This window comes from Anabaena sp. CCY 9402-a, assembly GCF_963920945.1.
Lineage (GTDB): Bacteria > Cyanobacteriota > Cyanobacteriia > Cyanobacteriales > Nostocaceae > Trichormus > Trichormus minutissimus.
Genome location: NZ_CAWUDL010000039.1, coordinates 46,885 through 60,928 on the forward strand (window position 1 = coordinate 46,885; position 14,044 = coordinate 60,928).

Genomic DNA, 14,044 nt, shown 5'->3' on the forward strand with positions numbered 1-14,044 from the left:
TCTGCGTAGGCTGACAGTAGGGAGTAGGAAAAATACTTCTAAAGTCTCCGAAGTTTTTTTCAGAAATCAAATATGAGTCCTATATAATTTATGCACTATTTCAGGTTCGCCGCGCTACTACCCTCCTATCTCTTTCTAAAAAACGTTCTGATTTAATACGGATCTGAATCAAACCTACCCCGTTTCACACTCCGAAAATAATAACCCCTACTAGGTGGATTATTTAAATCAAAGGTATCACCATTAGAAACACGCCAAATTTTGTAGTCGTAATATGTCAATGGTGTTCGGGGTTTGCATATCTCTGGGGGGTGATCTCCTAAAACAAAATACGCCGCATTCCTCCCCATTACTTTCGCCTTACCATATTTATCTACAACTACCGATGTCTCCTCACTTACAGCGATACCTAATGCACTACTAGACACACCATCTTGAATTTGTCGCGCAATAAACGCCATAATGCGCCCCATGCGTTTACGACTATTGAAGTGAGTCTCAATGATTGTTCCCTGCAAATGATGCCATCGGAAAAAGTTGTAGGTAAAGGTAATATTCTCGTAAGGATCTTCGAGAGCATCCTTAGTTTCAATCGGGTCTTCGCAAGCACAAGCATCGTAAATGAAATCACTTAAAATCATTGACCCGGCACTAGTACCACCAATACCACCACCTCTTTGATAAACTGAACGAACGGCAGCTTCAAGCTTGGTATTTTTCCAGCTGCGGATGTATTGGCATTGATCACCGCCAGCAAAGAAAATTACCCCAGCATTTCTGATTTTTTGGACAATGTCACCTCTATTTGCATCTTGACGATTGCTCACTATTAGTGTGTCCACAGAGTTCACGCCTTTCATGGCAGAAATTAGGCGATTGTAGTCATGACTACCATAGGTGCGGATAACAACAACATTAATTTTCTGGACAGAGTTAGCACCACCTCTAACTTGGTTGATCATCCACTGGATAGCTGCTTCTACATCAGGCCCACCGCCACCCAAGTTAAACACAGGGCCAGCTAATGGGGGCAGAATCTCAGCTGTGTTGCTATCAAAATCGAATCTCAGGTATGCTGTAAGACGGGTTATCACCCTCAACAACATAGTTCCTACGGCTTTCAAGAACCTTGCTATACTTGGGAATGCCCTTGTCATACTAAACCTTCTAGAGCAAAGTGCAACTATTGCTTAATTTCGCACTTCCAAGGGCAAAATTCCCACCGTACAGGGCTGGTGTTGTTTTTTAGCTCAAAATAGTTGAAAATAAACATTAATGCTTTGGCTGATGCTGCATTTTGTTACCAATCAATTTGCGATCGCTCCTCTACTACTCGGCGATAAACAGCATCAGTTTGTTGGGCTAATTTCGGCCAGCTAAAACGGCGTTCTAAATCCTCATAGGCATTATCGACTAGCCATTGGCTATAACCGGGATTTCGCAACACTTCCAAAATTCCCCACGCTAGAGAATCGGGATCATTCACCCAGGTAACAACCCCAGTTTTGGTATGTTGCACTACCTCTGGGAAGCCACCTGTATCAGAAACCACTACAGGAACTCTTGAGGCAAAGCTTTCTAAAGCTACAATGCCAAAGGGTTCGTAAAAGCTGGGAAAAACAGCACAATCAGCTACCGTTTGGAATTTATCTAAATATTCATCGGAAAGAAAGCCAGTAAAATAGAATTTGTCCCAAATTCCCAAGTCCCAAGCTTGGCGTTTGAGATTGTCGGTGTTACCTCCCCCAACAATGACAAACTTGACGTAACCCCCCATTTCCCACAACACCTTGGGGGCTGCATTGATTAAAACTGATACGCCTTTTTCGTAGGTCATGCGTCCTACGTAGTAGACAATTTTTTCATGGTCTTCAGCAAATTGGCGACGAAAATCTTGGGCGTGAAAATCTTCGTGATGTTTTTTCTTTTCTGGGCGGATACCGTTATAAATCACATCGACTTTATCGCCAGGACTGGCTAAGGCTCGCGTTACCTCTTGGCGCATATAATCGGTACAGACGATAATTCGCCAAGCATTGTAAGCTAGTAGGTTCTCTTTGCTGTGAATATAGTTTTGGACATCATTATGAATGCCGTTGTAGCGTCCGTATTCAGTGGCGTGAATGGTAGCAATCAGGGGAATTTTAAAGGTATGCTTGAGAGCGATCGCGGCATCTCCAACTAGCCAATCATGAGCATGGATTAAATCAAAGTTACCTTCCTCTAAAATTAACTTTCCACCGTGATGTCCCATACTTTGATTGAGGTTGACCACCCAGTGAAAAAAGTCATTACTATGGGAAACTGGGACTCGATGTACATGAATGCCCTCTATTACCTCATACATCGAAGCATGACCGATCTCTACTGTGATTAAGTGGATTTCATGGCCTAGTTTGACTAGTTCGGGGTACAACTCAGCCACATGACGCGCAATACCGCCAACTATCCTCGGTGGAAACTCCCAACTTAGTACCAGTATCTTCATGAACGAGACTCCCCAATGCTTTATAAAGATTTAAAAGTATGAGAGTGGCAACTGTAGTAAGTAAATGTACTAAAATTTTCTGATTTTTTCCCAGTTATGTGGGCAAAAGCGATCAAAAATTATCAATCCTGATGAAACTTCTTAGATTAGCTGATCCCTGTGCAAGTGAAATGAAGTATCTTACCCCTCACTATAGGGAACAGAGAACAGGAGACAGGGAACAGAATATGTCCTGTTTCCTATCTCCTGTTCCCTATCTAAAACTAAACTGTCACCTGTAACCTGTAACCTGTCCCCTTCTTCAAGTTTGATCTAAACGCAGCACAGCCATAAAAGCTTCCTGGGGTACATCTACTGTTCCCACAGATTTCATCCGCTTTTTACCTTTAGCCTGTTTCTGGAGGAGTTTCTTCTTCCGGCTGATATCACCGCCGTAGCATTTGGCGAGGACATCTTTCCGCAAGGCGGGGATGTGTTCACTGGCAATTACTTTACTACCAATGGAGGCTTGAATGGGTACTTTGAATTGGTGGCGGGGAATCAGTTCTTTGAGTTTTTCCGCCATTGATCGTCCCATGTTATAGGCTTTGTCGCGGTGGACAATCATGGCCAAGGAATCCACAGGATCACCGTTGATCATGATATCCAACTTCACCAAGGGATTTTCACGGTAGCCAATCACATGATATTCCATGCTGGCATAACCGCGCGATCGCGATTTCATTTGATCAAAAAAGTCGGTGACGACTTCCGCCAAAGGTAACTCATACGTCAGGGTGGTACGTCCTTGGGTGAGATATTTCATATCTTTGAACACACCCCGGCGATTTTGCGACAACTCCATCAAAGTGCCAACGTAGGTTTCTGGTGTAATCATTTCTACTTTGACATAGGGTTCTTCAATGCGTTCGCGATCGTTGGGAGCAGGTAAATGGCTAGGGTTATCAATGTACAGTTCTTCACCCTTGATAGTGATCACCTTATAAACAACAGAGGGGGCTGTAATAATTAAATCCAGGTTGTATTCTCTTTCTAGGCGTTCTTGAACGATTTCCATGTGCAGCAAACCCAAGAAACCGCATCGGAAACCAAACCCCATCGCACTGGAAGTTTCTGGTTCGTACTTTAACGCCGCATCATTCAGCCGCAGCTTTTCTAAAGCCTCCCGTAAATCTTCAAATTGGTCAGCATCAATGGGGAACATCCCACAAAAAACCATTGGGTTGGCTTCTGTGTATCCAGGTAAAGCTTCTGCGGCTTTGGCATTAGCGAGGGTAATGGTATCACCCACCCGTGCATCAGCTACAGCTTTAATGGCGGCGGCGAAGTAACCCACTTCCCCGGCGTGGAGTTCATCGACTTGTTTCTGGGTGGGACAGAGAATACCTAACTCGTCGATTTCGTATTCTTTCTCGGAGGCCATTAGATAGACGCGATCGCCTTTTTTCACTCTCCCATCCATCACACGGAAGTATACTATGACACCTCTATAGGCATCATAGTAGCTATCAAAAATTAACGCCCGTAAGCGTTCATTGACGTTATCAGGTGCTGGTGGCACACGTTCTACAATGGTTTCGAGAATTTCATCAATCCCAATTCCCTCTTTGGCTGAGGCTAAAATTGCCCCACTGCAATCTAGACCAATAATTTCCTCAATTTCACCGATTACCCGGTTTGGATCTGCCCCAGGTAAGTCAATTTTATTGAGAACGGGGATAATCTCTAGATTATGTTCCAGGGCTAAATAAACATTGGCGAGAGTTTGCGCCTCTACACCTTGGGACGCATCCACCACCAACAACGCCCCCTCACACGCCGCCAAACTGCGTGACACTTCATAAGAGAAATCCACATGGCCTGGAGTATCAATTAAGTTCAGCACATACTGCTGACCATCCTTAGCTTGATAGTTCATCCGGGCAGCTTGCAGCTTAATTGTAATGCCGCGCTCCCGTTCCAGATCCATGTTGTCGAGAAACTGTTCCTTCATCTGCCGATTCTCAACTGTGCCAGTGGCTTGCAGAAGGCGATCGGCAAGGGTTGATTTCCCGTGGTCAATGTGGGCAATAATACAGAAATTGCGAATGCGAACTGCGGGAACGTCAGTCATATACTAATCTTTGCTGAAGCAGCAACCAAGGTTAAAAAGCTATTTACTTCATGTATTTTAATGCTTTCTTCGCCAAGACGCTGCTAGTTATATAGTCAATAATCATTGGGCATTGGGCATAAAGTAAATTATTTTTACTTTTTATTCCCCAGTCCCCATTTTTAAAGATTCCCAACAGACTTTTTAAGAATCTCTATAAAGTCCATTTTTCGCTGCTAGTATTCATCAACCTGAAGCGTACAATAAATATATGTAAGTACATAGTGTAGAGATGATGGTCAATTGCTGCCTGTAATTGCCCTGATATTCTAAGTTACTGACAAAACTTCCGCCGATTGTCTGGAAGCCGCTATGAAAATAGCAACTTGCTACCTGATGCTGTTAGTTTGATTAAATTTCGGGGAACTATGTAACTATAAACTTTTAACATTTTGTCAGTAAACAACCCGAACAGTAGATACAACTGCTTTACAAAGCTGGTGAGAAGACCGTTCCTGAGTATATAAACCTATGAATATGAAAGAAAGAGCTACCGATGCGGAGTCCATCTCAGCCGATAAGGTAGAAATCGCTGTCCGCCTGGACTCGGATTTACTGGAGCAAATCCAGCATCTCACTGATGATCCGAGTAAGGTGATTGAAGTAGCGATTCGCCAATGGTTGCGGGGTGAGATTCTTAGAGATGATGAACTGACACGCACCCCTCATCGCATCCCCGTTCCACCGAGGGGGGAATGGAATGATTGAGATTTCATAAATAGCCTGTAAAGAATCAAGCCGAAAAATGTAAAGTTGGTCAATCTAGATTCCAGAACAGCTAAAATACGCAATACTCAGTGTGTAAAAGCTGTAAATTTTTATGCCAAGCTTTGCCTAGTTTAAGTAAAACTGTTTTGAGTTGCCATTCTTCTATCCAACTCGATGTAATGACTATTACTGCCAACTCCCAATTGCCAAACATATTTCCCCAAAATCTGGAATCGATCAACTCTAAAGCTGATCGCTTGTTACCAACCCTTGGTGCTGAGTTGGTATATACGCAGGATGGAACAGGGCGTTACCTGTCTTTTTATTGGCAGAAGACTGACCTTTTGGGTTTTAACCCGGAACGTATAGCTACTGAATGCAATGCGGAGGAAGTCTTTATCCCAGTAGATCAGGCTGCCTATTTGGAAAGAGTGCATCGAATTTTAACTAGTTTAGTTCCCGAAAGGTGTCAATGCTGGTTTAAGTGCGATCGCAATTTATTCGAGTTGGAGTTGGCAATTTGTCCGATGATTCCGCCCCTGGGAACTAACGCGACTACAGTCTTAGTAACGGGTAGGTTATTACAAGTTAAAGTTAATACTCAAGAAGTAAATGTAGCAATTAATCCACAGCACCAGATAGATTTAGAATTGCGATCGCAAAAACACCAAAAACTAGTCAACAAAATTACCAGAAATATCCGACGGACATTAGATTTAGATGTAATCTGGCAGCAAACAGTTGATAGTTTAGGCAAGGCATTGCAGCTAGAACGGTGTATTATTTGCCCTTATCAACCCACCAGTTCCAAAGTGCGGGTGATAGCAGAGTATCATCAACCAGAACGGCCTTCCATGCTGGGGTTAGAAATTGATGTCAATACTGAACCAGCCTTTGCTCAAGCCTTGGCAACCTTAGAACCCGTAGTCATGGAAGTTCCAGGGTATAATCTCTGCCCACAACAAAAAATTTTAGTAGTGGCTACCTGCTATCAAGACCAAGCCAATGCTTTAATTGCGATTAATCTGCCAGATCAATGTCACCCATTAACAGATGGGGAATTAGAACTAGCTACAGAAGTAGCAGATCAGTTAGGAACTGCGATCGCTCACGCTACCTTATATAAAGAACTAGAAGCAGCCAGACAAAAAGCTGAAGAAGCCTCCCGCCTCAAAAGTGAGTTTCTCGCTAACGTCTCCCATGAAATTCGTACCCCCCTCAACGGGATGATTGGTTTCTTAAAGCTGATTTTAGACGGTATGGTAGATGATGTAGATGAAACCAATCAGTTTTTAGAAGAAGCCCACGAACTATCTTTACATCTGCTAACTGTCATTAACGACATCTTAGATATAGCAAAAATCGAAGCAGGTAAAATGGAGTTAGTTTGCGCTCCTGTCAAGCTAGATGAGCTATTTGCTGATGTTGAAAACTTCATGTGTCCCCAAGCAGCAGTAAAAAACCTCAGCTTCAGGATGCAATTACCTCCCACTTCAGATGACATCATTGTCCAAGGTAATTACCAAAGGTTGTTGCAAGTCATGCTGAATTTAACAGGTAATGCCATCAAATTCACCCACGAAGGTGGTATTACTGTTAGTGCTGATATTGTAGTTCACAAAGGGAAATTTCCAGAACAGCAGTTTCCTGGCATGGTGAGAGTCAGGGTAGCAGACACAGGTATTGGTGTTTCCCTAGACCAACAAGACAAGCTATTTCAACTATTCTCACAGGTAGATGGTTCGCGTACCCGCCAGTACGGTGGGACAGGTTTGGGATTGGCAATATCTCAGAAACTAGTAGAGGCTATGGGTGGGGAAGTACATTTTTACAGTCTCGGTGAAGGACTTGGTTCTACTGTCACCTTCACTGTCCCCCTGTATCAACAACCAGTCATGCTGTCTTCCACTGACAATGTGAGTGGGGAGTGCTGTTAGCGGAGCGGGGCGTTAGCCCGTGCTGAGTGCTGAGTGCTGAGTGCTGAGTTGTGAGTGGGGAGGCGATCGCAATATTTGCAACACTTATATACAGACCTAACGTGAAACTTACGCTACTATAGTTTCCTATTGCCTTCGTGCAATTTAAGTGTGGGGAGTAGGAAAAACGAATATGACAACAGTTATCAGGACGCATGGCGTAGAAAATCTGGTGGCAATTGCTGAACGATTCACGCTTCAGGGACAAATTGTGGATGTTCAAGCGTTTGGCAGTGGCAATATTAATGATACTTTCTTAGTAAATATTGATTCTCCTGGGGACAAGCATTTTATCTTGCAACGCATCAATACGCAGGTGTTTCGCCAACCCCAACTGATTATGCAAAATCTGCGTACTTTTACTGATCATATTTGCCAAAAACTACAACATACCCCTTTAGATCGTCGATGGGAAATGCCGCGCGTACTATCAACTAAAGAAGCTCAAGACTATTATATTGATGCCGAAGGTTCATTCTGGCGAGCGATTAGCTTTATCGAACAGTCGCAATCTTTCGACACAATGCAAAATCTCGAACAGGCTCAAGAAATTGGCTATGCTTTAGGGATGTTTCACAACCTGATCAGCGACTTACCACCACAAAGACTAGCTGACACCCTCGAAGGTTTTCATATTACGCCGCTTTATCTGCGCCATTATCAAGAAGTGCTGGCGAGGACTACGCCGCAAATATCCCCAGAAGTAAATTATTGCTTACAATTTGTGAGCGATCGCACTACCTTTGCATATATCCTAGAAAATGCCAAAGCTGAGGGTAAGTTACCTCTGCGCCTGATGCACGGCGATCCTAAAATTAACAATGTCATGTTTGATACTGCTACTCAAAAAGCAGTGAGTGTGATTGACCTGGATACCGTAAAGCCGGGATTAGTACATTATGACATTGGTGACTGCTTGCGTTCTGGTTGCAATCCCGTTGGTGAAGAAACCGCAGATTGGGAAAGCGTTTATTTTGATACAGATTTATGTCAGGGAATATTACAGGGTTATCTCTCCGTTGCTAAAGCATTTTTGACTGAAAACGATTACGCGTATATATACGATGCTATTCGCCTCATCGCCTTTGAGTTGGGACTGCGATTTTTTGCTGATTATTTAGCTGGGAATGTCTACTTTAAAGTGAAGCATTCAGAACATAACTTAGCAAGAGCGATCGTCCAGTTTAAGCTAACTGAAAGTATTGAATCTCAAGCAACCCAGATTCGCCAAATAATTCAAGACTTGAAATGAACCATCAAACATTTTCTTTACAACCATTTCTCACTGATGACTCTTTACCTCATCTAAAAATTACAGGTAATATTAGCCATCATAGTAATCATCTCGACATTAATTACCAACTAACAGGCGACTTAGAAGAAGTTGTTATTCCCACACCTGTAGACACACCAACCCGCCAGCATAAACTATGGGAAAATACCTGCTTTGAGTTCTTTATTGGTGTCAAGAATTCTCAACATTATTGGGAATTCAATCTTTCCCCTGCTGGACATTGGAATATATATCGCTTTGATAACTATCGCCAAGGTATGCAAGAGGAAACAGCTTTTGCTGAACTTCCTTTTAGTGTCCAGCATCAATCAGATAGTTTATTGCTTTCATTGAAGTTCAATTTAGCTAAAATTATTTTAGAAAACCAAGCTATTGATGTTGCAATAACTACTGTAATTAAACAACAAAATGGTTATGTAACTTACTGGGCATTAGCACATACAGGCGCAGAGGCTGACTTTCACCTCCGGGAAAGTTTTGTTATTGAGTTGTGATTTAGAAGTTTAAATAGATATGACTACACAAAATAGACCCCAAAGAATTCAAATCAATTTAGATTTATCGCCAGAATTATATGAAACAATAAACAATCTAGTACAACAAATTAATGGAGATAACACTGAAGTATTTCTCAAAGCGATTGCACTCTTGGAAGTAGCAGTAGAAGCCAAGCTAAAAGGCAAACATCTCTGGATTACAGACGATCAACAAAATCTGGAAACTGAAATTATTGGCATCTAACAGCATGACAGATGTAAAAGATTTATCTCAAGTAATTGCCTCCAAAGGTGAAAATCCACTAATTATATTAACAGTAAACAAACAGCCAGAAGACGATGCAAAACTTGAGCGCAAGCTGCGAGAACTCAAGTTTAGACAAGAACTCAGAAAAGATTGGATTTTATTTATAATCAGAGATATAGTAATATTTACTGCAACCATCTTATTCATTTTGGCAGCTAGCGGTTATTCCTTATTTATGCACATTTATAGGTGAATAGTGCTGAATACTGAGTAAAGACAGCGATTGATTAATGAGGGTCTCATCGCTTGTTCATACACAAATTGGTTTGTAGAGACGTACCATGGCCACGCCTCTACATCTGGTGGAATGACTAACTATTTCTGCAAGTTACCCGCGTGCAAACCACACTCCTTAGCAGTAGACTCTTCCCACCACCAGCGTCCTTCACGTTCATGCTGACTCGGTAACACTGCTCTAGTGCAGGGTTCGCAACCAATACTCACAAAACCGCGTTCGTGCAATTTGTTGTAAGGCACATCTAAAGCGCGGATATATTCCCACACTTCAGTAGAAGACCAATTTGCCAAGGGGTTGAACTTAATCAATTGATGGTCTTCAGTGGAAAAGGCACTATCAACTTCAATTACAGGGATATGGTTGCGAGTGCTGGGACTTTGGTCTTTGCGCTGTCCTGTCACCCAAGCATCCAGAGTGTTGAGTTTGCGCCGCAGTGGTCTGACTTTGCGAACTCCACAGCATTCTTTGTGACCATCTTGATAGAAACTATACAATCCCTTCTCTTCTACCAAAGCTTGAACTTCCGCAGCATCAGGGAACATTACTTCTAATTTGATCCCATAATGTTCTCTAACTTTATCTAAGAATTGATATGTTTCTGGGTGTAACCTGCCGGTATCAAGTGTAAACACGCGGAAGTTTTTGGTAATCTTGGAAGCAATATCAATTAGCACAACATCCTCAGCACCACTGAAAGAAATTGCTAGGTTGTTAAAGGTTTCTAGGGCAAATTTGAGAATTTCCCTTGGTGATTTTTGACTATATTCTGCTTCTAAGGCAGCTATATTTAAATCCGTATGGGTGGCTAGCATATCTAAATGTTCTCCTCTGTCGCACCCTGAATTTTACCAAGTTTAAGATGCCGTTATGACAACCCTGGCAAAATAGACTTACATAGTGCCAAGAAAATCACAGGAAAAATTTAGTTAAAGAGCTTCCGGTGGTGCGATATCATTGCCCACACTGATACTACCATCCGCACTAGATTTGATTCCTGGTTTAGTAGTGACATCAGCTTGGTGCTGTAGTGACTGGGAAACCGATGGAACTGGTGAATTCACTAAATTGTTAGTGGTTGATGGCTGAGATAGATGAGATAATCCTCCGACTGCGCCAGCAACAAGGGCTGTATAACCTAGATATAAATGTAGTGGACGTATTTCTAATCTCAAGTTTAAAGCATCTTTCTGAGGCTGATACAACGAGGGCAAAATTGATTTGACTGTGCCAGGTGTGGGTAGAGAAGCTGCCAAAATTGTGCCATTGATTCCTAAAGCATTGCCCATGACGCGGATAAAACCCCGCAAACATACATCTTCTGGCAAAAACTCAAAATTGGCATTTTCCACTGCTTCCATTTGTTGGACTGGGATGTGAGTATAGACTTGCAGTTGCTCTACACTCAAATATTGAGACTCACGGGCTTGCTTTAATTGCCAACCTATTTGGCGTATGGTTTCTAGGCGGTGTTGTTCTGCCATTTGTTTGGCTAACTCAGCTTTAGAAGGCTTGTTGTTTGAGTGCAACCACTGGCTGAGTCTGGTTACTGGGTTGTTGTGAGTGTTTGTTGTACTTTCTCTATCTGTAGCAATATTTACACCTGTATTTATACTGCTTGTCTCTGAGGTTAACGCTGCTTGTGTCTGGCAATTAGATAAAGCACTGGAATTTTCTGGTTTAATATTCGCTGCAATCTCAGTATAATCTTCTACTGAATCTTGTTGTGCAAATTGCTGGAATGCCAAACCAATCGCTTCTCTACCTACAGCTTTACATAACACTGTGGCTTGTTCACCAGCATCACCTAATAAGGTTTGTAACCTAGCTACAATCCGGCGATAAATTTCACTACGATGAAGTTCAGCCTCAATCTGACCCAAGAGCGATCGCAATTCATCTTGAGAAAGGGTAACTGCCGACTTTCCTGGCATATTTAATAAATACACAGATGCGGTAGACATAATTAAAGTATATTTGACTAAACAACCCAAACCATTATGTATAATTTCTCCTTCTTCTCCATACGTAAATCAGGAAGGTTTGGGATGAATTTTACTAACTTATTAACTCATACCAATTTAATTGATAATGGCAATCTATCCTTTGCTAGATGCACAATGCCTAATACCCAATGCTTCTTAAATAATGACTATTGACTATTAACCATTGACTTCTGCACAAAAGCCTCTACCCATTGTAGATATTGCATCCCTGCTACTTTTCCTACGTCGTTATGATCTGCACCTTGAACCAAAATGAGTTTTTTAGGTTCAGGGGCAACAGCATACAATTTCTGGCTCATAAAGGCGGGTATTGTAGAATCAGCAGTACCATGAATGAATAAAATGGGCATTTTTAATTGAGGTATTTTTTCAATAGATTCAAATCGCTGTGTCAAAAGTAAATTAACTGGAAATAACCGAAACATATTGCGATAATCTATAACATCCCGCACAGAAGTAAAAGAGCCTTCGACAATTAATCCTGCGGCTTTTGGTTGTTTTAGTGCTAAATCAATGGCTACAGCCCCCCCTAACGAATGACCATAGAGAAAAATCTGCTTAGGGGGGATTTGTCTTTGCTGTACTAAGTAATTCCAGGCGGTTTCAGCATCTTGATAAACATTCATTTCATTGGGAAACGAACCTTCACTGCGGCCATACCCTCGGTAGTCAATCAGCAACACAGAAAATCCTAGCTGGTAAAATCTGTGAGCATGACTCAGATTTGCACTAATGTTCTTACCGTTACCGTGTAAATACAATAACACCTTAGCATTCGGTTTTTTGCTTGGCATCCACCAAGCGTGGAGACGTTCTACCTGACCAGACTCGGCTGTAACAGGTAGCCAAACATCCTCATAGGGGATACTAAAATACTCTGGTGTAAATTCAATGACAGTAGAGGGAAAAAATATCAAGCGAGTTTGTTGGCGTGAGACTAATATACACAGAGTCAGATACGCGATCGCAACAACTGTCGTTACTAACGGTAGCCACTTGCAACATATTTGTAACACAACGGGTAATTTTTTGATGATTATCGGCATAATGTGATGATTTAACAAATATTGATAAAGACAATAATTTTTTAATGCCCAAAAAAGGTTAATATTCTTCAATTCTAATTAAAATTAAAATCGGTGAAAAATTTCATCATTGCATGAAATAGTAATAATATTTACCTTACTTAAGTAGTCTCACTGGTGAATAGTAAACATTAGCTAAAACTAGGAGCAGACCGTGACACTATTAAATGAGACGCAAAAAGAACAATTGCTGAAAATAAGTAGATATTTACGGCAAGCCAGAGAAGAAAAATCTATACGTATAGAAGAAGTAGCTGCTAAAACACATATTCGATTATCGTTCTTAAAAGCTCTAGATGCAGGAGACTTTGAAGAATTACCAGAACGGGTTTATGTTCAAGGATTCCTCCGTCGTTATGCAGATATTGTGGGGTTAGATGGTACGGCTGTTGCCAATTCCTTTACGGTTAATGCTTTACCTCCAAACTCTCATATAAATTCCAAGCATGAAAAGGGAAATTCAGACAAAAATTCTCAAATTCGCATACCTCTTGTTGTAACCTATATTTTGTTATTAGGTATTGCTTGCACTGGGCTAATTTATGTCCTCAATCCTAAACTCATAGCCGAATCTTTAACCAACAAAAAAAATTCTGTATCCAGTCAAGTTGAACAAACTACCCCCTCACAAGTAGTCTCTTCACCCACAGATGAAAATCTAGCTAATCAACAAAATTCTATTCCCCAAGAAACACCGTCAGTAGCCACTTCATTACCTGTAACGACAGAATCATCAGCTTTACCTAACAGCACAGATAATTCCAATCTGACAATCACCTTAGAACTACAAGGTGATTCGTGGTTACAAGTCACAGCAGATGGTAAGACAGAGTTTGTCGGTAATTTAACCAAGGGAGAACGAAGAACTTGGGTAGCACAAAAAGAGTTGACTGTGCGTTCTGGTAATGCTGGTGCTGTGTTGGTGGCTGTTGATAATCAACCTTCACAACCTTTAGGGGGACAAGGAGAAGTTAAACAAGTAACTTATACATCGGAGTTCAGAGGTCAATAGTCTATAGGTAATGGTTATGAGGTATGGGGTATCGGGCTTTGGGTATGAGTCACTATCCCCACTCAGCACCGGCTAAACGCCGCGCTACCACTAACAGCACTCCCCACTGTACCTGTACTCAGGTCAGTGGTGGGTATTTTACTATGGGAACATTTGGAACACTTACGATACAGAATACAGGTGCAACAAACATCTCTATTTCATCAATTTTTGAATTAATTGAATTATGATAGGACTTACGCATTGACAAAAAACATCATCTATAGAACCTAGGGATGCTAGAT

The 14,044-nt window shown here is 41.6% G+C and carries 14 protein-coding genes; 8 read left to right on the forward strand and 6 right to left on the reverse strand.

Features of this window, described 5'->3' with window-relative positions; all coding sequences use genetic code 11:
* Window positions 1-152: 152 nt before the first annotated feature.
* The 3 genes from ACM0OR_RS15730 to lepA all read right to left on the reverse strand — a co-directional run bounded on the left by ACM0OR_RS15730 (window position 153) and on the right by lepA (window position 4,601).
* Entirely contained in the window at window positions 153-1,157 is a 1,005-nt protein-coding gene (locus ACM0OR_RS15730) for a cyanophycinase (RefSeq protein ID WP_414577268.1), read from the reverse strand.
* A 143-nt stretch (window positions 1,158-1,300) separates the two neighbouring features.
* Window positions 1,301-2,488, reverse strand: coding sequence for a glycosyltransferase family 4 protein (locus tag ACM0OR_RS15735; protein WP_414577270.1), 1,188 nt, complete (start codon window positions 2,486-2,488; stop codon window positions 1,301-1,303).
* A 301-nt stretch (window positions 2,489-2,789) separates the two neighbouring features.
* A complete protein-coding gene (gene lepA / locus ACM0OR_RS15740) occupies window positions 2,790-4,601 on the reverse strand; it encodes a translation elongation factor 4 (RefSeq protein ID WP_323265730.1) in 1,812 nt (603 codons plus the stop codon).
* Between the two features lie 510 nt (window positions 4,602-5,111).
* Here lepA and ACM0OR_RS15745 point away from each other — a divergent pair.
* From ACM0OR_RS15745 to ACM0OR_RS15770, 6 genes are all read left to right on the forward strand, one after another.
* On the forward strand, window positions 5,112-5,348 hold the full coding sequence (locus tag ACM0OR_RS15745) for a hypothetical protein (RefSeq protein WP_190704826.1): 237 nt from the start codon (window positions 5,112-5,114) through the stop codon (window positions 5,346-5,348).
* Between the two features lie 179 nt (window positions 5,349-5,527).
* Window positions 5,528-7,285 carry an ATP-binding protein gene (locus tag ACM0OR_RS15750; protein WP_414577271.1) on the forward strand — a complete coding sequence of 586 codons (1,758 nt, stop codon included), beginning with the start codon at window positions 5,528-5,530 and terminating at the stop codon, window positions 7,283-7,285.
* A gap of 172 nt (window positions 7,286-7,457) precedes the next feature.
* The gene (locus tag ACM0OR_RS15755; protein WP_414577273.1) at window positions 7,458-8,576 is read left to right on the forward strand and encodes a phosphotransferase enzyme family protein; all 1,119 of its coding nucleotides are present in this window, start codon (window positions 7,458-7,460) and stop codon (window positions 8,574-8,576) included.
* Entirely contained in the window at window positions 8,573-9,112 is a 540-nt protein-coding gene (locus tag ACM0OR_RS15760) for a DOMON-like domain-containing protein (RefSeq protein WP_414577275.1), read from the forward strand. Before ACM0OR_RS15755 ends, ACM0OR_RS15760 begins: the two co-directional genes overlap by 4 nt.
* A 19-nt stretch (window positions 9,113-9,131) precedes the next feature.
* Entirely contained in the window at window positions 9,132-9,359 is a 228-nt protein-coding gene (locus ACM0OR_RS15765) for a DNA-binding protein (protein WP_414577277.1), read from the forward strand.
* 4 nt (window positions 9,360-9,363) lie between these two features.
* On the forward strand, window positions 9,364-9,615 hold the full coding sequence (locus tag ACM0OR_RS15770) for a hypothetical protein (protein ID WP_414577279.1): 252 nt from the start codon (window positions 9,364-9,366) through the stop codon (window positions 9,613-9,615).
* A gap of 122 nt (window positions 9,616-9,737) precedes the next feature.
* Here the strand turns inward: ACM0OR_RS15770 and ACM0OR_RS15775 are convergent, their stop codons facing one another.
* The 3 genes from ACM0OR_RS15775 to ACM0OR_RS15785 all read right to left on the reverse strand — a co-directional run bounded on the left by ACM0OR_RS15775 (window position 9,738) and on the right by ACM0OR_RS15785 (window position 12,709).
* Window positions 9,738-10,472, reverse strand: a complete 735-nt coding sequence (locus ACM0OR_RS15775; protein ID WP_414577281.1) for a phosphoadenylyl-sulfate reductase — start codon at window positions 10,470-10,472, stop codon at window positions 9,738-9,740.
* Between the two features lie 114 nt (window positions 10,473-10,586).
* Complete coding sequence (locus ACM0OR_RS15780) at window positions 10,587-11,621, reverse strand: helix-turn-helix domain-containing protein (protein WP_414577282.1); 1,035 nt, start codon at window positions 11,619-11,621, stop codon at window positions 10,587-10,589.
* Window positions 11,622-11,809: 188 nt separating this feature from the next.
* Window positions 11,810-12,709, reverse strand: a complete 900-nt coding sequence (locus ACM0OR_RS15785; RefSeq protein ID WP_414577284.1) for an alpha/beta hydrolase — start codon at window positions 12,707-12,709, stop codon at window positions 11,810-11,812.
* A gap of 193 nt (window positions 12,710-12,902) precedes the next feature.
* On the opposite strand from ACM0OR_RS15785, the gene ACM0OR_RS15790 reads away from it, so the two are divergent.
* Both ACM0OR_RS15790 and ACM0OR_RS15795 read left to right on the forward strand, forming a co-directional pair.
* Window positions 12,903-13,760, forward strand: coding sequence for a helix-turn-helix domain-containing protein (locus ACM0OR_RS15790; protein WP_414577286.1), 858 nt, complete (start codon window positions 12,903-12,905; stop codon window positions 13,758-13,760).
* A 23-nt stretch (window positions 13,761-13,783) separates the two neighbouring features.
* A complete protein-coding gene (locus tag ACM0OR_RS15795; RefSeq protein ID WP_414577288.1) occupies window positions 13,784-13,990 on the forward strand; it encodes a hypothetical protein in 207 nt (68 codons plus the stop codon).
* Window positions 13,991-14,044: the final 54 nt, after the last annotated feature.

Excerpts from the sequence above, each read along its gene's own strand:
- ACM0OR_RS15730 (WP_414577268.1), bottom strand. The coding sequence starts at position 1,157 with ATGACAAGGGCATTCCCAAGTATAGCAAGGTTCTTGAAAGCCGTAGGA.
- ACM0OR_RS15735 (WP_414577270.1), bottom strand. The coding sequence starts at position 2,488 with ATGAAGATACTGGTACTAAGTTGGGAGTTTCCACCGAGGATAGTTGGC.
- lepA (WP_323265730.1), bottom strand. The coding sequence starts at position 4,601 with ATGACTGACGTTCCCGCAGTTCGCATTCGCAATTTCTGTATTATTGCC.
- ACM0OR_RS15745 (WP_190704826.1), top strand. The coding sequence starts at position 5,112 with ATGAATATGAAAGAAAGAGCTACCGATGCGGAGTCCATCTCAGCCGAT.
- ACM0OR_RS15750 (WP_414577271.1), top strand. The coding sequence starts at position 5,528 with ATGACTATTACTGCCAACTCCCAATTGCCAAACATATTTCCCCAAAAT.
- ACM0OR_RS15755 (WP_414577273.1), top strand. The coding sequence starts at position 7,458 with ATGACAACAGTTATCAGGACGCATGGCGTAGAAAATCTGGTGGCAATT.
- ACM0OR_RS15760 (WP_414577275.1), top strand. The coding sequence starts at position 8,573 with ATGAACCATCAAACATTTTCTTTACAACCATTTCTCACTGATGACTCT.
- ACM0OR_RS15765 (WP_414577277.1), top strand. The coding sequence starts at position 9,132 with ATGACTACACAAAATAGACCCCAAAGAATTCAAATCAATTTAGATTTA.
- ACM0OR_RS15770 (WP_414577279.1), top strand. The coding sequence starts at position 9,364 with ATGACAGATGTAAAAGATTTATCTCAAGTAATTGCCTCCAAAGGTGAA.
- ACM0OR_RS15775 (WP_414577281.1), bottom strand. The coding sequence starts at position 10,472 with ATGCTAGCCACCCATACGGATTTAAATATAGCTGCCTTAGAAGCAGAA.
- ACM0OR_RS15780 (WP_414577282.1), bottom strand. The coding sequence starts at position 11,621 with ATGTCTACCGCATCTGTGTATTTATTAAATATGCCAGGAAAGTCGGCA.
- ACM0OR_RS15785 (WP_414577284.1), bottom strand. The coding sequence starts at position 12,709 with ATGCCGATAATCATCAAAAAATTACCCGTTGTGTTACAAATATGTTGC.
- ACM0OR_RS15795 (WP_414577288.1), top strand. The coding sequence starts at position 13,784 with ATGGGGTATCGGGCTTTGGGTATGAGTCACTATCCCCACTCAGCACCG.